We start from the raw sequence: 18,013 nt of genomic DNA on the forward strand, positions 1-18,013 counted from the left end.
CTCAAGGAACGGTCGCTTCCTTTGTACTCACCCTCTCGGGCTTTCCTCCGGGCGCTTCCCTTCGGTCTTGCGTTTCCGACTCTATCAGATCTTTTTTCGATCCGATTTCCTCGGTGCTTTCCAGGTTCCCGCTCTCGCGTTTCCCTTTCCGGCGGTTCCGACTTTATCAGAAGTTCTTGGCCGGCCGAACCAGCCACTCATTTCTGAGTAATCGGGGGGTTGCTTCTCGGAATGTCACTCGGGACTTCCGGAGGAAGCTCATAGATTCTATCGGCCGCCAGGGAGCTTGTCCAGCTCCGGGCAACTGTTTGAATCTACCTCCCCACTCCCTCCGTGTCAACGGCTCTTGCGGGGCGAAGAGGAGATTAGCAGGTCACAGGGGCCAAGTGCACATCCGCCGGGCCTCAGGCGGCCGTGGGGACCGAGGCGCTGCGGTCCATCGCTTCGAGATCACCCGTCTCACCTGCGCGTGCCGCGCGCCCGCCCAGCACATAGACGTACGCCAGGAACGCCAGCTCGGCCGCGACCCCGATGCCGATGCGGGCCCAGGTCGGCAGGCCGGAGGGGGTGACGAAGCCTTCGATGGCGCCGGAGACGAACAGGACCAGGGCGAGGCCGATCGCCATGCCCACGGCGGCCCGTCCCTCCTCCGCGAGCGCTCCGCGCCGGGTGCGCGGGCCGGGGTCGATAACCGTCCAGCCGAGGCGCAGGCCGGTACCGGCGGCGACGAACACCGCGGTCAGTTCGAGCAGGCCGTGCGGGAGGACCAGGCCGAGGAAGGTGTCGAGGCGGCCCGCCGAGGACATGAGGCCGAAGCCGACCCCCAGGTTGAGCATGTTCTGGAAGAGGATCCAGAGGACGGGCAGTCCGAGGAAGACGCCCAGGACCAGGCACATCGCCGCCGCTTGGGCGTTGTTCGTCCACACCTGGGCCGCGAAGGCGGCTGCCGGGTGGCTGGAGTAGTAGGTCTCGTACTCACCGCCGGGCCGGGTCAGCTCGCGCAGCTGGCTGGGGGCCGCGATGGACGACTGCACCTCTGGATGGGTGCCGATCCACCAGCCGAGGAGGACGGCGACGGCGGTGGAGACCAGCGCCGTGGGCACCCACCAGTGCCGGGTGCGGTAGACGGCGGCCGGGAAGCCCCGGCCGAGGAAGCGCGTGACGTCACGCCATGAGGCGCGTCTGGTGCCGGCGACGGTGCTGCGCGCCCGTGCCACGAGCCTGCTGAGCCACCCGGTCAGCTGCGGGTCCGGAGCACTGGACTGGATGAGGGACAGGTGGGTGGCAGTTCGCTGGTAGAGGACGACGAGTTCGTCTGCTTCCGCGCCGGTGAGCCGGCGTCGGCGGCCGAGCAGTGCGTCGAGACGGTCCCATTCGGCTCGGTGTACGGAGACGAAGACGTCCAGGTCCATCGGGTCTGCGTGCTCCTCGGCTGATCGTCCACGGCTGGTCGTGGGTGCTCGTGCGTACTGGCGGGTGCTCGTGCTTGCTGTCAGCTTGTCGTACCGCGGTGCGATGCGCCCTCAGCTTGGCAGACTTGCGGTGCAGGGAGCGGACCAGGGAAGGGCGGCGGGCATGAGTGAGCTGGTGACGGGCGAGGCGGTGGCGCTCGAACTGCGGCCCGCGAAGCTGCCGAGCAGGGCGCTGGCCGTGTTGCTCGACCTGGTCGTGGCGGTGGTCGCCTACGTCGTCGTGATGATGGTGCTGGCCGTGTCGACGGCTTCGCTGGACGAGGCCGCGCAGCTGGCGCTGTCGATCGCGACGTTCCTGCTGGTGCTGGTCGGCGGGCCGATAGCCGTCGAGACGCTCAGTCACGGGCGTTCGCTGGGGAAGCTGGCGTGCGGGCTCCGGGTGGTGCGGGACGACGGCGGGCCGATCCGCTTCCGGCACGCGTTGGTGCGGGGTGCGATCGGAGTGGTGGAGATCCTGATGACGTTCGGCGTGGTGGCCTGTGTCGCCTCGCTGGTCTCGGCGCGGGGGCGGCGGCTCGGGGACGTCTTCGCGGGCACCCTGGTCGTGCGGGAACGGATACCCGCCGGGCGGACCGGATTCGTTCCGCCTCCGCCGCCGTGGCTCGCGGGACGGTTCGCCGGGCTGGACCTGTCTGCCGTCCCGGACGGACTGTGGCTCGCCGTCCGGCAGTACCTGACCCGGATGCAGCAGCTCGATCCGCAGGTCGCGGCGGGTATGGCGCAGCGGCTCGCGGCCGACCTCGCGGAGCGGACCGGGACGCCGGTGCCGGGGGATCTGCCTCCCGCCGCCTTCCTGGCGGCCGTGGTGCACGAGCGGCAGTCCCGTGAGGCCCGGCAGGCGTTCGGGGCGGGCGGAGGCATGCCGTCCGACGGCTTGGCTCCGTCGATGGCGGTACCCGCGGTACAGCCGGTGGCGGCGCCCGCAGCCCGGCCGGTGGCGCACGGAAGCACACCTCAACCGCCGCGGGCCCCCCTCGCCCCCGAGCCGCAGGCCGCCGACCGGCCGGTCACGGGGTTCGCGCCGCCGGCGTAGCGCGGAGCGTGTCCCCTCGCGCTCACCTGCCTCCGGGGCCGCCGGGGGTACCGGGTTCAGCCGAATCGCGACGGCGGTGACTCGAGGTCTTCCAGTTCGATCCCGGGTGCGGCGAGGACGACGTCACCGGCGATGTGGACGGTGTGCTGTTCACCGGTGTCCAGGGCCGTGACCTGGTATTCGTCCACGGTCAGCGGCCCGTTGTCGGTGGCGTGTGCTTCGCTGTTCACCAGGGCCCAGGACTGGTCCACGGTGCGGGGGGCGAGGACGGGGTCGGTGAAGGCCACGAGGCGTACGCGGGTCGCGGCGGACGAGGGGGTGAGGCGCAGCAGCCGGGCGGTGGCGACGAGGAACGCGGGGGACGTGCCGGTGAAGGCGTGGGCGCGCACATTGCCTTCGGTGGCCTCGGTGCCGGTGGGGTCGGTGCGGACCCAGGTGACGCCTTCGAGGGCGGCGCCGCGCACCTGCCAGTCACCCGAGTGGAGTTCGAGGCGGAGGGGACGGCCGAGGTCGTCCAGGGCGAGGTCGACCGAGCCGCGGTGGTCGCCGGCGGGGCCGGTCAGCCGGGAGACGTAGCGCCAGCCGGACGGGCCGGGGGCGCACTGGAAGTGTTCGTCCGCGAGGGGGGTGTGATCGTGCGGATCGTGGAGCGAATAACGGCCGCGGGGCATGGGGGTCCTGGGTCTTGACGGGCTGATCCGGCCGGCAGGTGTGGTCCGGGCGATGCGGCGAGAGGCGCCGGAGAATCCCGGCCCCCCGGGAACCCGGCACGCCCTCGGAGAGCCAAAGGGCAGGCCCCCGGCACGGGGGTGCGGGGGGCCTGCCTCGGTGGACCCGCTGCCGGGGAGGGTGCGTCGGTGCACCGGCGCACTCCCCCGGCGGGCCGGGCTACGGGATCGGTGGATCAGTAGCGGTAGTGGTCCGGCTTGTACGGGCCGTCGACCTCCACGCCGATGTACGCGGCCTGCTCCGGGCGCAGCTTGGTGAGCTTGACGCCGAGCGCGTCCAGGTGGAGACGGGCGACCTTCTCGTCGAGGTGCTTGGGCAGCACGTAGACGCCGATCGGATACGCGTCGGGCTTGGTGAACAGCTCGATCTGGGCCAGGGTCTGGTCCGCGAAGGAGTTGGACATCACGAACGACGGGTGGCCGGTGGCGTTGCCCAGGTTCAGCAGGCGGCCCTCGGACAGCACGATGATCTTCTTGCCGTCCGGGAAGGTCCAGGTGTGGACCTGCGGCTTGACCTCGTCCTTGACGATGCCGGGGACCTTGGCGAGGCCGGCCATGTCGATCTCGTTGTCGAAATGACCGATGTTGCCGACGATGGCCTGGTGCTTCATCTTGGCCATGTCCGAGGCCATGATGATGTCCTTGTTGCCGGTCGTGGTGATGAAGATGTCGGCCTTGTCGACGACCTCGTCGAGGGTCGTGACCTGGTAGCCGTCCATCGCGGCCTGCAGGGCGCAGATCGGGTCGATCTCGGTGACGATCACGCGGGCACCCTGGCCGCGCAGGGACTCGGCGCAGCCCTTGCCCACGTCACCGTAGCCGCAGACGACGGCGGTCTTGCCGCCGATCAGGACGTCGGTGGCGCGGTTGATGCCGTCGACCAGGGAGTGGCGGCAGCCGTACTTGTTGTCGAACTTCGACTTGGTGACGGCGTCGTTGACGTTGATCGCCGGGAAGAGGAGGACGCCGTCGCGCTGCATCTCGTACAGGCGGTGGACACCGGTGGTGGTCTCCTCGGTGACGCCGCGGATCTCCGAGGCCAGCTGGGTCCACTTCTGGGGGTTCTCGCCCAGGGTGCGGTGCAGCAGCTGGAGGATGACGCGGTGCTCGTCGGACTCGGCGGTGTCGAGGGCGGGGACCTCACCGGCCTTCTCGTACTCGACGCCCTTGTGGACGAGCAGGGTGGCGTCGCCGCCGTCGTCCAGGATCATGTTGGGGCCGCCGGTGGGGCTGTCCGGCCAGGTCAGCGCCTGCTCGGTGCACCACCAGTACTCCTCCAGGGTCTCGCCCTTCCAGGCGAAGACCGGGACGCCCTGCGGATTGTCCGGCGTGCCGTTCGGGCCGACGGCGATGGCGGCGGCGGCGTGGTCCTGGGTGGAGAAGATGTTGCAGGAGGCCCAGCGGACCCGGGCGCCGAGGGCGACCAGGGTCTCGATGAGCACGGCGGTCTGCACGGTCATGTGCAGCGAGCCGGTGACGCGGGCGCCGGCGAGCGGCTGGGCCTCGGCGTACTCCTTGCGGATCGCCATCAGGCCGGGCATCTCGTGCTCGGCGAGGGTGATCTCCTTGCGGCCGAACTCGGCCAGCGAGAGGTCGGCGACCTTGAAGTCCTGTCGGTTCTCGACAGTCGTCATTACGGGCTGCTCCTCGGGGTTGGTTCGAGGTGGGTACGGCTGGTCTGCGCGGCGGCGGACACAGGGGTGCCCGAGAAGAGGGCACAGGCATGCCCGCGTACGCGCAGCGCAGTCCGTCGGAGGCCCTCTCTCCCTCGGTCGGTCCGCGTGGACCGCCCGACCGCCATCAGCAGCGACGTCTGGCTCCGTCCCAAGCTACACGGTCGGCCCGGTCGGCCCCAGTCCGCCTGAGCATTCGACGGGTCGTGTGGGGGGGCGTCTCGTCGGCCGGTGCCGGTGGCGGAGGAGGGTGCGCCGGGCGGTCACGGTGGGCCCGGGACACGGAGTGTTCAGGAAGGACCGCTATTCTCCGCGCCGCGGACGGGCCGCGCGGGGAGGATCGGACATGGCGGGCAGAGGGCGGGGACTGGGAATCGCGGCGCTCGTGGTGGGGCTGCTGGGTGTGGTGCTGGCCGGCGGCGCCTTCGTCTACGGGCGCGGCGCGTACGGCACGGGCACGCAGCCCAGCCGGAGCATGGAGCCGACGTACCAGCGGGGCGACCGGATCATCTGGGAGCGGGTGGACGGGAACGAGGTGCGGCGCGGTGACGTCGTGGTGTTCTCGATGCCGGGGCGCTACCGGGCCGAGGGAGTTTTCATGCAGCGGGTGATCGGGGTGGGCGGGGACCGTGTGGCGTGCTGCACGACCGTGGGCTCCGAGGAGCGGGTCACCGTGAACGGCAAGCCGGTCGAGGAGCCGTACGTCTACGGGGGTGACGCCGACGGGGTGCACCGGCCGTACGACGTGAAGGTGCCGCAGGGCCGGCTGTTCCTGATGGGTGACCGCCGGGCCGACTCGGTGGACTCCCGCTTCTTCGCCGCCGATCACGGCGGGACCGTTCCGGTGGACGCCGTGCGGGGGCGGGTGACGGGCGACCGTACGGGCCCGGTCCTGCTGGGTACGGCCCTGCTGGTGGGCGGTCTGCTGGTGCTCACCGGTGCCGGGCTGGGCATCGCCGCCCTGGTGGTGCGGCGGCGGAAGGCGCCGACGGTGCCGCCGGCGCCCTGGCCCATGCAGCCGGTTCAGGGCTGAGGGCTCACCGCGCGGCTTCTCAGTGGCCCACGGGGTGCGGGGTCGGGCCGCCCGGGGTCGCCGCCGGGTCGGGGCCCTTGGCGGCCTCGGCCTCGCTGTAGATGTCCGGTTCCAGGTAGATGACGCGGGCGATGGGGACGGCGGCGCGGATGCGGGCCTCGGCGGCGTTGATGGCGTTCGCGACCTCGGTGGCCGTGTCGTCGTGCCGCACGGCGATCTTGGCGGCGATCAGCAGTTCCTCCGGGCCGAGGTGGAGGGTGCGCATGTGGATGATGCGGGGGACCGTGTCGCCGTCGACGATCGCGGCCTCGATCTTCTTTATGTCGTCGGCGCCGGCGGCCTCGCCGAGCAGCAGCGACTTGGTCTCGGCGGCCAGGACGAGGGCGATCAGGACGAGCAGGACACCGATGCAGAGGGTGCCGATGCCGTCCCAGACGCCGTCGCCGGTGAGCAGGGAGAGGCCGACGCCGCCGAGGGCGAGGACCAGGCCGATGAGGGCGCCGAAGTCCTCCAGCAGGACGACGGGCAGCTCGGGGGCCTTGGCGCGGCGGATGAACTCCTTCCAGGAGAGCGTGCCGCGCAGGCCGTTGGACTCCTTGATGGCCGTGCGGAAGGAGAAGCCCTCGGCGATGATGGCGAAGACGAGCACGCCGACCGGCCAGTACCAGTGCTCCAGGTCGTGCGGGTGGCGGATCTTCTCGTAGCCCTCGTAGATGGCGAACATGCCGCCGATGGAGAAGAGGACGATCGAGACGAGGAAGGCGTAGATGAACCGCTCGCGGCCGTAGCCGAAGGGGTGCTGGGGGCTCGCCTGTCGCTGCGCCTTCTTGCCGCCGACGAGCAGCAGGAACTGGTTGCCGGAGTCGGCGAGCGAGTGGACGCCCTCGGCGAGCATCGAGGAGGAGCCGCTGAACGCGAACGCCACGAACTTCGATGCCGCGATGGCGAGATTGGCGCCGAGTGCCGCCACGATCGCCCTGGTACCGCCTGACGCGCTCATGTGGTCGCGTTGTCCCTTCGCCTCTGTCGTCCTGGTGCGTTCCGTCCGGACGAGTGCCCGGCTTTGCCCGGCCTTTGCCGATGGATCATTCTTGCAGCCCGGCCGGGCACTGGTGCGTCAGGTATCCACAACTCCGGTCATATGATCCACAGACCGTCCACGGTCTTGGTCACACGATGACGGTGGCGCGGAAGACCGTGCCCGCGCCCGAGATCTCCGCCCGCTCGCCGGCCGGGACGAAGACCGACCGGCCCGGACCCAGCTCGTACTCGCCCGCCCGGACGGTGCCGGCCGTGCAGAGCAGGATCTGCGGGGTGTCCCGGGTGAGGTCGTGGGCGGCGCCGCCCTCGGGCAGGACGTACCGGGAGAGCCGGAACTCGTCGATCGGGGTCTCGTAGACCTCCTCGCCCTCCGGCGACGCCTCAGGGCGCAGCACGCCGGGGTCGCTCGGCTCGAAGCGGACGATCCGCAGGAGTTCGGGGACGTCGACGTGCTTGGGCGTCAGGCCGCAGCGCAGGACGTTGTCGGAGTTGGCCATGATCTCGACGCCGAGGCCGTTGAGGTAGGCGTGCGGGATGCCGGCGCCGAGGAACAGGGCCTCGCCGGGCTGGAGCCGCACGTGGTTGAGCAGCATGGCCGCGATGACGCCGGGGTCGCCCGGGTAGTGGTGGGCGATGTCGGCGTAGGGCGCGTAGGCACCGCCGAGGCGGGTGCAGGCGGCGGCGGCCTCGGCGACCGTGTGGGCCATCTCCTCCGGGTCGGCGCTGAGGATCGCGGTGAGGACCTCGCGCAGGGCCGCTTCCTTCGGGTGGGCGTGCAGCAGGTCGACGTACGGCTTGAGGGAGTCGACGCCGAGCCCGTCGAGCAGATCGGCGGCCCGGACCGGGTCGCGGAAACCGCACAGGCCGTCGAACTCGGTGAGGGCGCAGATCAGTTCGGGCTTGTGGTTGGCGTCCTTGTAGTTGCGGTACGGGGCGTCGGCCGGGATGCCGCGCCGCTCCTCGTCGGCGTATCCCTCCTCGGCCTGCTTCAGGTCGGGGTGCACCTGGAGGGACAGGGGTGCGCCGGCGGCGAGGATCTTGAGCAGGAACGGCAGGCGGGGGCCGAACTTCGCGACCGCGCGGGCGCCGAGTTCCCGCTCCGGGTCGGCATCGATGACCTCGACCAGGGTGCCGCGCGCGGTGCGCGACGGGGCGCCCGGGTGCGCGCCCATCCACATCTCCGCCTGGGGTTCTCCGGTCGGCTCGACGCCGAGGAGGTGCGGTATGGCGGTGGGAGAGCCCCAGGCGTAGGGGCGGATGGTGTTGTCGAGGCGGTCCATGTGTCTTCTCTGTCTCCGTACGTACGCGCTCGGCGGCGCCGGCGACCGTGCCGGTCGCCGGCGCCGGGGGTGGGCTCGGGTCACCCCGGCCCGGAGCAGGATCAGGCGCCGGAAGCGAGCGCCAGGTAAACAGCGGCGAAATCCGTGACGGCGATCAGTTCCGCGAGGGTCTCCAGTTCGCCGCCCTCCTCCGGTTCGAGTTCACTGATCGCCGTGTCGTGGCCGAGGGCGACGTCACGGGCCGCGGGGGCGGCGGTGAGGCCGCCGATCGGGCGGTCGCGGAGCAGCACCACGCGCGCGTGCAGCGCGGGGGGCTCCTCGACACGGTCGCGGAAGAAGTCCTCCGGGTCGGCGCTGGCGGCGAGCGGGCCGGCCAGCAGGGCGCCGTGCGCGGCGAGCGCCTCGGGAAGTTCGGCGACCAGGGCGGGGCGGCCGGCGAGTTCGGCGAGCGCGGCGGCGAAGCGGCGGCCCGCCGGGCCGGCCGAGGCCCCTTCCGTCCACACCAGGGGCAGCGCGTCGGCGAGTTCGGCGGCGAGGGTCTTCGCCGCGTTGCTGTAGGTCGCGATGGCGGGGCCGCAGCGCTCCGCGATCTGGTCGAGGCGGTCGGCGACCTTTTCCAGGGCGTCCGGCGGTGCGGCGATCAGGCCGATCCGGTCGAGGAGCGCGAGCAGCGGGGTCAGCAGCGCCCAGAAGACGCCCGGGGAGGACGCGGCGAGCGGTTCCTCCTGGTCGTACGGCGCCGTCGCCATCGGTACGAACAGGCCGTGCGCGCCGGCGACCGCTTCGGCGAGCGGGGTGCCGGGCGGGGCCACGGCGACGACCGAGCAGCCGCGGCGGTAGGCCTGGTCGGCGAGGAGGGACAGGCTCGGTTCGGTGCCGTCCGGGGTGGCGATCAGCAGCAGGTCCACGGAGCCGGCCCAGCCGGGGAGTTCCCAGCGCAGGGCGCCCGCGGCCGGGGCGACGCCGGTGGGGGCGAGCCGGACGACGGGGCTGCCGGGGCCGGCCAGGGTGCCGAGCAGGTCGGCGGTGTGGGTGGCGGCGGCGCCGGGGCCCGCGATGAGGACCGCGCGGGGGCGGCCGTCGGGCTTGAGTTCGCCGACGCCGGCCTCGGTGGCGTGCCGGGCGGCGGTGCGGACGCGGGCGCCGGCCTCCGCCGCGCCGCGGAGCAGACCCCGGTGGTCGGCCTCGGCAAGGCCCTCCGGGGTGTCGAGCAGCGATTCGTCCAGCATGGGCGGCAGCCTCCGATCGCCGGGATCCTGGGGTGCTACGAGGTGACGGGCCTCGTCACTCGGGGCGGCGGGCCTCGTCGACCAGCAGGACCGGGATGCCGTCGCGGACCGGGTAGGCGAGGCCGCAGTCCTGGCCCGTGCAGATCAGCTCGGTGTCCTGCTCCTTCAGAGGGGCATGGCAGGCCGGGCAGGCGAGGATCTCCAGGAGACCGGCTTCGAGCGGCATGGGCTGTCCCTTCGGAGGGCGTGTGGGTGTCTGTGCATATGCCTGGTCAGCGTACCGCTCATGGGCAGGCCGCTCAGCCCCTGATGATCGCCAGTGCCTCGTCGCGGATCTTCGTCATGGTGGCCTCGTCCTTCGCCTCGGCGTTCAGGCGCAGGAGCGGCTCGGTGTTGGACGGGCGGACGTTGAACCACCAGTCGGCCGCGGCGACCGTGAGGCCGTCGAGGTCGTCGAGGGTGATGCCGGGACGGCCCTCATACGCGGTGCGGATCGCGGCGAGTCGGGCGGACTGGTCGGCGACGGTGGAGTTGATCTCGCCGGAGCCGGTGTAGCGGTCGTACTGGGCGACCAGGGCGGACAGCGGGCCCTCCTGGCCGCCGAGGGCGGCGAGGACGTGCAGGGCGGCCAGCATGCCCGTGTCGGCGTTCCAGAAGTCCTTGAAGTAGTAGTGGGCGGAGTGCTCGCCGCCGAAGATCGCGCCGTTGCGGGCCATCTCCGCCTTGATGAAGGAGTGGCCGACGCGGGTGCGGACGGGGGTGCCGCCGTTCTCCTTCACCACCTCCGGGACCGTGCGGGACGTGATCAGATTGTGGATGACCGTGCCCTTGCCGCCGTTGCGGGCCAGTTCACGGGCTGCGACCAGCGCGGTGACCGCGGACGGGGAGACCGGGTCGCCGTGCTCGTCGACGACGAAGCAGCGGTCGGCGTCGCCGTCGAAGGCGATGCCCAGGTCGGCGCCCTCCACCGGGACCCGCTTCTGCAGGTCCACGAGGTTGGCCGGGTCGAGCGGGTTGGCCTCGTGGTTGGGGAAGGTGCCGTCCAGTTCGAAGTACATCGGGACGAGGGTCAGGGGCAGGCCGGCGAAGACCGACGGGACCGTGTGGCCGCCCATGCCGTTGCCGGCGTCGACCACGACCTTCAGGGGGCGGATGGCGGTGAGGTCGACCAGGGAGCGCAGATGCGCCGCGTAGTCCTCCAACGTCTCGCGCGCCAGGAGGGTTCCCGGCCGGGCCACGGGGTCCGGGGCGCCCTCCGCCAGCCAGCGCTCGACGAGTTCGCGGATCTGCGCGAGGCCCGTGTCCTGGCCGACGGGGGCGGCGCCCGCGCGGCAGAGCTTGATGCCGTTGTACTGGGCCGGGTTGTGGGAGGCCGTGAACATCGCTCCCGGCAGGTTCAGCGCGCCGGAGGCGTAGTACAGCTGGTCCGTGGAGCACAGGCCGATCTCGGTGACGTCGGCACCGCGGTCCGCCGCGCCGCGCGCGAAGGCGCGGGAGAGGCCGGGGGACGAGGGCCGCATGTCGTGGCCGACGACGATGGCCGTGGCCGCCGTCACCTCGGCGAAGGCGGCGCCGAAGAGGGCGGCCAGTGCCTCGTCCCACTGGTCCGGGACCACTCCGCGCACGTCGTACGCCTTCACGATCTGCGACAGATCAGCAGTCACGGCCAACCCTCCTGAAGTCCTATGGGTGCCCACAAACTACCCGCCGGGAGCGGGGGCGCCCGCGCGGACACCGGCCGGACGCCCGGTGGACCCCCTTGCGTAACGCCCGGAGGACCGGGCCGTCACGCGGGGCGGGGATGGCGTGGGGTGGCGTTCAGCCGTGGCGCACGGCCGGGCAGGCGAGGTCCGGAACGGTCTCAGTTGTCCGGGGAGCGCAGGACCCTCAGGTGGCCGCGGCGGGCGACCTCCATGGGGTCGGCGGCGCGCGATCCGCCGCCGCCCGCCTCGGCCGCGCGTTCCTGCGGGCGGGCCGCCTCGCGCACGGCGTTGGCGAGCGCCTCCAGATCGTCCCCGCTGGGCCGCGCGGGCGCGGAGCCGTCGAGGAGCCGTACGACCTCCCAGCCGCGCGGGGCGGTGAGGCGCTCGGAGTGCTCGGCGCACAGGTCGTAGCAGTGGGGTTCGGCGTAGGTGGCGAGCGGGCCGAGGACCGCGGTCGAGTCGGCGTAGACGTACGTCAGCGTCGCGACGGCGGGTCGGCCGCAGGCGGTGCGCGAACAGCGACGTACAGGGCTCACGACGTTGGACGGTACCGCACTCTTGAGCGGGCCGCGACGACTCTCCACCAGGTCACTCCCCCGTGTCGGGTTGTGAAACGCCCCACACACCCCTTCGAGCGGACTTCGTTGACCTGCATGGACGCATGCCGGGCGGGTACCGGACGGGATCACGTCCGATCAGGAGCCGGTACAAACGCCATCAATTGCCTTGAGTTCGGCGGTCTCGGAGAGTTACGGAAACGAGCCAGACCTTGGCTGAAATGGTCATCCTGTGACACGCGCGGGCAGGGGCCGGTTGCCGCGCGGAGCCGGACGCGCGGAGGGCACGGGGACTACCCTTCACCAGTGATGGACAACCGTGTACCGCCCCGTACCGCCGGCCCCGGGCCCCGTCGCCGTGATCGCCACGGGCGGGGCATGCGAGGGCCGATCGCGCCGCCGCAGGTGCCGCTGGCGGCCAGCCGCGCCGAGGTGTTCGCGGACCTGGTGCAGGACTCCGTGGAGCGTCTCGAGCGGCGGTGGCCGCAACTGGCCGACATCGACTTCCTGGTGCTGGAGGTGCCCCGGCTGGAGGGGGGCGGGGATCAGGCGGCATGGACGGACGACGCTGTCCCGCTCGGCGGGGTCATCCCTTCGCGGGACGGGCGGCGAGCCCGGGTGGTCGTGTACCGGCGGCCGGTGGAGATCCGGACCAAGGGGCGGGACGAGCGGGCCGCGCTGGTGCACGAGGTGGTCGTGGAGCAGGTGGCCGAGCTGCTGGGGCTGACGCCGGAGACCGTGGACCCCCGGTACGGAGAGGACTAGGGCGCCGGCGCCGGTCCCGGTGCTGGGCGGGGCGGGTTCGCCTGAAGGCGATCGGCCGCCCCGGCCCCTCACTTCTGCAGGATCGACAGGTCCTGCTCCGTGTGTGGTACCGACACCGTTCCGCGGTCGTCCGGGAGGGTCTGGACGGTGAAGGCGGGGACGCCCCCCTCGGTGGCCGCGAGGGTACGGGAGGCGTAGACGGGGGCGCCGGAGACGGGTTCGACCGTGAGGGCGTACGTGCCCTTCAGGCCCGCCGGTACCGGTACGTCGACGTTCTGGGTGGTGCCGGACTTGAGCGTGTACGTCTTGGTCACCGCGGTCCCGCCCTCGCTGCCCGCCGACGCCGTCACCCTGACCGTGGCCGTGCCGGTGGGGGCCGTCAGGGCGAGTGTCGTGCCCTTCGCGCTGTTGTCGGCCGAGGTCGCGCGCGCGCCGACGGCGGCCGTGGCCGGGATGAACGCCATCTCCTTGCTGCCGCCCTTGCCGCGCACCACCTGGAGCGCCGCGACGACCGGGACGCTCCGGTCGGTGGGGGTGAGGAACAGCGAGCCGGCCTCGCCGCGCGTGACGTCGCCGAGATCGACCGCCGTGGTCATGCCGGACTTGACGTGCAGCGTCTCGTGGCCGGCCGGGGTGATCAGGCCGCTGGGCGTGGCCAGACGGATCTTCAGGTCGGCGTCGTCGTCGCCGGGCGTGAAGGCGACCAGGCGGACGGCGGTGGCGTCCTTCGGGATGCCGGGCAGGACCTGGCTGTCGGCCGGGTCGCCGGCGGCGGCCAGCCAGTCGCCGCCCTCCTTGTCGTCCAGCGCCTGCACGGCCGCGCCGACCCGGCCGCTGCGCACGCTGACGTGCACGGTCAGGTCGGTCTGCCGCTCGTCGGTGAGCGTGGAGAGCAGGATGGGCTCGCTCGCGTGCGGTTTGACGGTGAGGTTCTCCCCCAGCGGGGACTTGACCGGGCCGTCCTTGCCGTACAGCTCGATGTCGACCACGGCGGCCGAGTCGTCGGGGTTGGTCAGGTGGACGTAGTCGGTGCGGCCGGTGGCCGTGCTGGCGCCCGGGAACCAGAACTCGGTGTCCGCACCGGTGCAGTTGACCCCCAGCAGGCCCCTGCCGGTGCCCGCGGCGACCTCGGTGGTCTCCTGGACGGTCCAGCCGGACGCGAATCCGCCGTCCGCGGTGCCGACGAGCGCGGGCGTCTCGGCTCCGGAGGTCTCGCCGGTGGCCGGCGTGCCCGGAGCCTTCGGGCTGACCACCGGCTCGTCGGCCTTCTTCCCGGTGCCCTTGCCGCCCTTGCCCTTCCCGCCGTCCGTACCGTCGGCCGACTGCCCGGCGGCCGCCTGGAGCCGGGCCCTGCCGCCGCTCCCGGCGCCCTTGGTGACCGGCGTGAACGACGTGTACGCCGTGTCGGCGATGTCCGACATGCTCGGCGCCGGGCACAGCAGGCTGGTGCGCTCCACGGGCAGCCGGGCCGCCGCCCGGGGCGCGGCGGCACCGGAGGCCGACGGCGGGTCGAACGCGGCGAAGGCGGTGACGGCGGCCAGCGCGGCCGTGCCGGCGATCAGGGACAGGGTGGTGCGGTTCACTGCTGGCTCCCGTCGGGGCGCTGGCTGCCGGTGCCGTGGGGGTGCTGGGCCGGGTCATAGCCCTGCCGGTCGGGGTCGTAGCCCTGCCGGTCGGCGTCGTAACCCTGCCGGTCGGCGTCGTAACCCTGCCGGCCGGGGTCGTAACCCTGCCGGTCGGGGTCGTACGCCGGGTCGTAGCCCTGCTGGTAGGCCGCCGGGTCGTACGGCATCTGGTCGGGGGTGCCGCCGTAGGCGTACGGGTCGTACGGGGCCGTCTGGTAGGGGTCGTGCTGGTACGGCTGCTGGTCGTAGCCGGTCGCGGTCCGGTACGGGTCCGTGCCGTACTCGGTGTACCCGGCGTTCTCGGCGTTGCCGTAGGCGGCCGGGTCCCCCTCCCAGTCCTGGCCCGGCTCGGCCGCGGGTACCCCCGTGTCGTACGCCTGCTGGTGCGGTACGGCGGCCGGGGGCTGCTCGGGCCACGCGGGCGTGCCGGGCTGTTCCTCGGCGGCGCTCTCCTCGGCCTGGGCGCGCAGACGGCGGGCGCGACGGCCCTCGCCCGCGGTGGCCTGGACGGGCAGGGGCTGTTCCTCGGGCAGGTCGTCGTCGACGTCGCGGCGGCGGCCGGGCAGGGCGAGGACGACGAGGACGACGGCGAGCGCGCCCTGTGCCCACAGCCAGGCCGTGTGGGCGATCGGGGTGTCGTAGGTGACGTCCAGCCTGCCGCCGCCCGGGGGGAGTTGGAAGCCCTGGGCCCAGCCGTCGACCGTCGTCCGGGTGAGCGGCTTGCCGTCGAGGGTGGCCGTCCAGCCGTCGTCGGCGCTGTCGGCGAGGCGCAGGACGCGGCTGCCGGAGCCGGCGGGGATCGTCGTGTGGATCTCCACCGGTCCCGCGCTGACCGGCTGGGCCTTGCCCGAGCCGGAGCCGGGCACGATGGCCGCGCGGCCGACCTCCTGGTCGACGCGCCACAGGGCGCTGCCGTGCTGCTGACTGAGCCGGGTCAGGCCGGGGGTGGCGTCGAGGACGCGGGTGATGTCGCGCGGGGCGCCCTTGTGGACGAGGACGTAGCGCACGGCGAAGCCGCCGAGTTCGTCGGCCTGGTCGGCGCCGGAGCCGGCGACGAGGTTGGCGACGGTCTTGTCCAGGCGGGCGTTGTAGCCGTCGGCCGCGGTGAGTTCGGCGTCGCCCATGCGGGCGCCGGAGCCGCGGACCAGGCTGTAGCGCACGCGCGCGGTGGAGTCGCTGTCGAGGATCAGGGTGCGGGCCTGGTCGCCGCCGCGGGAGTCCTCGGCGACGAACGCGGGCACCTGGGCCGGGTCGCGGCGCTCCAGCGGGCCGTCGGCGCCGCGGATCATCCAGCCGGCGGCGACGAGCAGGGGGCCGGCGGCCGAGGCGAACGCGATCAGGGCGGCGACGGGCTGGCGCCAGCCGAAGCTCTGCTCGGCCACGCGCGCGCGTGCGCCGTCGGCGCCGAGGGCGGCGGCGGCCAGCAGGGCGATGCCGTAGACGAGGGTGGCCGGTCCGGCCCAGGCGGACTTGTTGGACAGGACGGCGAAGACGAGGCCGGTCAGGGCGACGGCCCAGGCCGTGCGGATGCCGAGCTGCCGCTCGGAGCGCAGCAGGGCGGCGAGCGCGGCGAGCACGATGCCGATGAGCATCAGGCCGTGCACGGTGCCGGGGCCGCCGGGCGCGGCACCGAGCAGGTCGAGCGCGGAGGCGGCCGAGGGGCCGTACTCCAGGCCGGCCTCGCGGAAGAAGCCGGTCGGCAGGAGCGTCAGCGACCAGGGGGCGAGGAGCAGCAGCGGGGTGCCGAGCTGGACGAGGAAGCGCAGGCCGTGGGCGACGAGGTCGCGGCGGCGCAGCACCAGCACGCCGAGGCCGAGCAGCAGGGCGATGGGCCAGACGATCGGGGTGAAGGCGGTGGTGATGGTCAGCAGCAGCGCGTACGCCCAGGTGGCGCGCCAGCTGCCGCGCGCGCCGGTGCGGCCGGCCAGGCCGCTCGCGGCGATGCCCGCGCGGGCGATGAGCGGCAGCAGCACGGCGAGGACGGCGGTGCCGACGCGGCCGCCGGCCAGGGCGCCGGTGGTGGCGGGCAGGAAGGCGTAGGCGATGGCCGCCCAGGCGCGCAGCAGCCGGGAGGTGACCAGGGGGCGGGAGGCGAAGTAGGCGGTGATGCCGGCGAGCGGCACCGAGCAGACGAGCAGGACGGTGACGGTGAGTCCGGTGGAGCCGAACAGGATCGAGGCGAAGGTGGCGACGATCGCCAGATAGGGGGGCGCGGACGGGCTGCCGCCGGCGCCGACCGGGTGCCAGGCGTCCAGGTAGCGGGACCACAGGTCGCCGGCGCCGACCGGGACGGGCAGCAGGGCGCCGCCGGCGAGCGCGCCGCCGGCGAGCAGGGCGCGGCAGGCGGCGAGGGAGATGAGCAGCAGGGCGAGGAAGAGCACCGGGCCCGGTCTGCGGGCGATCCGCTTGAGCCGGGCGAACTGCTCGACCTCCAGGAACTCGGCGTCGTCGCCGCCGGGCCCGGACTCCACGGCGCCGCCGTGCCGGCCGGCCGAGGCGGTGTCGCCGTCGGTGCCGCCGGAGAAGTTGCCCGCGATCTGTTCCACGGTGGCCCGGACGGTGGCGCCGGGCGGCGGGAACAGCGGGCGCAGCTCGCCCTTGTCGATCCGGGCGGGGCCGCGGGTGCGCCGGGCGGCGATGATCCGCTCGGGCCGCAGCAGGACGCTCAGCAGGCCGCGGATCTCGTCGACGGCCTGGCCGGGGACCTTCCCGACGAGGTAGGCGAGCGTGCGCAGGACGGTGCCGAGGACGAGCCGGAGCAGGACCCAGGGCAGCGCGGCCGTACGGGTGTTGACCAGCAGGGTGTAGACGGCGCCCGCCTTGTCGACCTTGTGCGGGGAGGCGGTGGTACGGCCGGCGCAGTCGACCGTGCGGCGCTCGCGGGAGGCGGCCTCGGCGTGCCGGACGACGGCGTCGGGGGCGACGAGGACGCGGTGGCCGGCCGTGTGGGCGCGCCAGCACAGGTCGACGTCGTCGCGCATGAGGGGCAGCCGGCGGTCGAAGCCGCCGAGCTGTTCGAAGACGTCGCGGCGGACGAGCATGCCGGCGGAGGAGACGGACAGCACCGTGCGGACGTGGTCGTGCTGGCCCTGGTCCTGCTCGCGGCGGTCCAGACCGGTCCAGCGGCGGCCGGAGTTGGCGATGGAGACGCCGACCTCCAGCAGCTGGCGGCGGTCGTACCAGCCGCGCAGCTTGGGGCCGACGACCGCGACGTCGTCGCGGCCGAGGTCGAGTTCGTTGTCGACGACCCGCAGCAGCTGGGCGAGGGCGTCGGGTTCGGGGGCGCAGTCGTCGTGCAGCAGCCACAGCCACTGGACGGGCTCGCCGTGCGGCAGGTCGGGCAGGTCGTAGGCGTCGTCGCGCCAGGTGCGCGTGACGGGGTCCCAGCCGCTGGGGCGCTTGAGGTACGGCAGGTCCTCCGGGGTGAGGAGGGGCGCGGTGCGGCTCGCCTCCTCCACCGCCTGGCCGAAGCCGGTACGGCGGGCCAGGTGCAGCACGTTGGCGTCGCCGAGGGCGTCGGTGAGCAGCCGGGCGGAGTCGTCCGCGCTGCCGGTGTCGGCGGCCACCGCGTACTGGACGGGGCGCTCCTGGCCGAGCAGTCCGGCGAGCGCGTCGGGCAGCCAGCGGGCGCCGTCGTGGGAGACGAGGACCGCGGTCACCACATGGCGCGGGAACTCGGGCGGGCGGGCTGGGTCGAACGCTGCTGTGGCGGTGCCGCTCTGGGCCGCCGTATGGCTGTGCACGGACACTGAGGTACGGGCCCCGGTTCGGTGGACTGCGGTGGACGCCTCTGCCTCCCCGTGCGTCGAGCGGATCGAGTGCGTCGAGGGGACAGCGGGGCGTCTCGGACGAGCGACCACACTATCGGCTGGGC

Annotated in this window: 14 protein-coding genes; 3 read left to right on the forward strand and 11 right to left on the reverse strand. The window is 73.1% G+C overall.

What is annotated here, in order from left to right; translation table 11 throughout:
- Positions 1–404: 404 nt before the first annotated feature.
- Positions 405–1,412 (reverse strand): stage II sporulation protein M, encoded by a 1,008-nt coding sequence (locus AB0946_RS11110; RefSeq protein ID WP_366760296.1) that lies wholly within the window; start codon positions 1,410–1,412, stop codon positions 405–407.
- Positions 1,413–1,575: 163 nt separating this feature from the next.
- Between AB0946_RS11110 and AB0946_RS11115 the strand changes: the two genes are divergently transcribed.
- Positions 1,576–2,505, forward strand: coding sequence for an RDD family protein (locus AB0946_RS11115; RefSeq protein WP_366760297.1), 930 nt, complete (start codon positions 1,576–1,578; stop codon positions 2,503–2,505).
- 56 nt (positions 2,506–2,561) lie between these two features.
- On the opposite strand, the gene AB0946_RS11120 is transcribed toward AB0946_RS11115, so the two are convergent.
- Positions 2,562–3,176, reverse strand: coding sequence for a hypothetical protein (locus AB0946_RS11120; RefSeq protein WP_366760298.1), 615 nt, complete (start codon positions 3,174–3,176; stop codon positions 2,562–2,564).
- 233 nt (positions 3,177–3,409) lie between these two features.
- On the reverse strand, positions 3,410–4,867 hold the full coding sequence (gene ahcY, locus AB0946_RS11125) for an adenosylhomocysteinase (RefSeq protein ID WP_366760299.1): 1,458 nt from the start codon (positions 4,865–4,867) through the stop codon (positions 3,410–3,412).
- A gap of 385 nt (positions 4,868–5,252) precedes the next feature.
- Between ahcY and lepB the strand changes: the two genes are divergently transcribed.
- On the forward strand, positions 5,253–5,939 hold the full coding sequence (lepB, locus tag AB0946_RS11130; RefSeq protein ID WP_366760300.1) for a signal peptidase I: 687 nt from the start codon (positions 5,253–5,255) through the stop codon (positions 5,937–5,939).
- A 19-nt stretch (positions 5,940–5,958) separates the two neighbouring features.
- Here lepB and AB0946_RS11135 read toward each other — a convergent pair whose 3' ends face one another.
- The 6 genes from AB0946_RS11135 to AB0946_RS11160 all read right to left on the reverse strand — a co-directional run bounded on the left by AB0946_RS11135 (position 5,959) and on the right by AB0946_RS11160 (position 11,776).
- Complete coding sequence (locus tag AB0946_RS11135; protein WP_366760301.1) at positions 5,959–6,939, reverse strand: cation diffusion facilitator family transporter; 981 nt, start codon at positions 6,937–6,939, stop codon at positions 5,959–5,961.
- Positions 6,940–7,108: 169 nt separating this feature from the next.
- Positions 7,109–8,260, reverse strand: coding sequence for a mannose-6-phosphate isomerase, class I (gene manA / locus AB0946_RS11140; RefSeq protein ID WP_366760302.1), 1,152 nt, complete (start codon positions 8,258–8,260; stop codon positions 7,109–7,111).
- 101 nt (positions 8,261–8,361) lie between these two features.
- Positions 8,362–9,489, reverse strand: a complete 1,128-nt coding sequence (locus tag AB0946_RS11145) for an SIS domain-containing protein (RefSeq protein WP_366760303.1) — start codon at positions 9,487–9,489, stop codon at positions 8,362–8,364.
- A gap of 55 nt (positions 9,490–9,544) precedes the next feature.
- Positions 9,545–9,715 (reverse strand): Trm112 family protein, encoded by a 171-nt coding sequence (locus AB0946_RS11150; protein ID WP_014673093.1) that lies wholly within the window; start codon positions 9,713–9,715, stop codon positions 9,545–9,547.
- Between the two features lie 73 nt (positions 9,716–9,788).
- Entirely contained in the window at positions 9,789–11,153 is a 1,365-nt protein-coding gene (locus AB0946_RS11155) for a phosphomannomutase/phosphoglucomutase (protein WP_366760304.1), read from the reverse strand.
- Positions 11,154–11,350: 197 nt separating this feature from the next.
- Complete coding sequence (locus tag AB0946_RS11160) at positions 11,351–11,776, reverse strand: DUF3499 domain-containing protein (protein ID WP_030658212.1); 426 nt, start codon at positions 11,774–11,776, stop codon at positions 11,351–11,353.
- A gap of 351 nt (positions 11,777–12,127) precedes the next feature.
- On the opposite strand from AB0946_RS11160, the gene AB0946_RS11165 reads away from it, so the two are divergent.
- The gene (locus AB0946_RS11165) at positions 12,128–12,514 is read left to right on the forward strand and encodes a metallopeptidase family protein (protein WP_366760305.1); all 387 of its coding nucleotides are present in this window, start codon (positions 12,128–12,130) and stop codon (positions 12,512–12,514) included.
- Positions 12,515–12,582: 68 nt separating this feature from the next.
- Here AB0946_RS11165 and AB0946_RS11170 read toward each other — a convergent pair whose 3' ends face one another.
- Together AB0946_RS11170 and AB0946_RS11175 are read right to left on the reverse strand one after the other, a co-directional pair.
- Positions 12,583–14,097 carry a DUF5719 family protein gene (locus AB0946_RS11170; RefSeq protein WP_366760306.1) on the reverse strand — a complete coding sequence of 505 codons (1,515 nt, stop codon included), beginning with the start codon at positions 14,095–14,097 and terminating at the stop codon, positions 12,583–12,585.
- The gene (locus tag AB0946_RS11175) at positions 14,094–17,801 is read right to left on the reverse strand and encodes a glycosyltransferase (protein WP_366760687.1); all 3,708 of its coding nucleotides are present in this window, start codon (positions 17,799–17,801) and stop codon (positions 14,094–14,096) included. Before AB0946_RS11175 ends, AB0946_RS11170 begins: the two co-directional genes overlap by 4 nt.
- Positions 17,802–18,013 lie beyond the last annotated feature (212 nt).

The sequence above is a fragment of the Streptomyces sp. NPDC046870 genome (genome assembly GCF_040704595.1).
Taxonomy (GTDB): Bacteria; Actinomycetota; Actinomycetes; order Streptomycetales; family Streptomycetaceae; genus Streptomyces; species Streptomyces argyrophylli.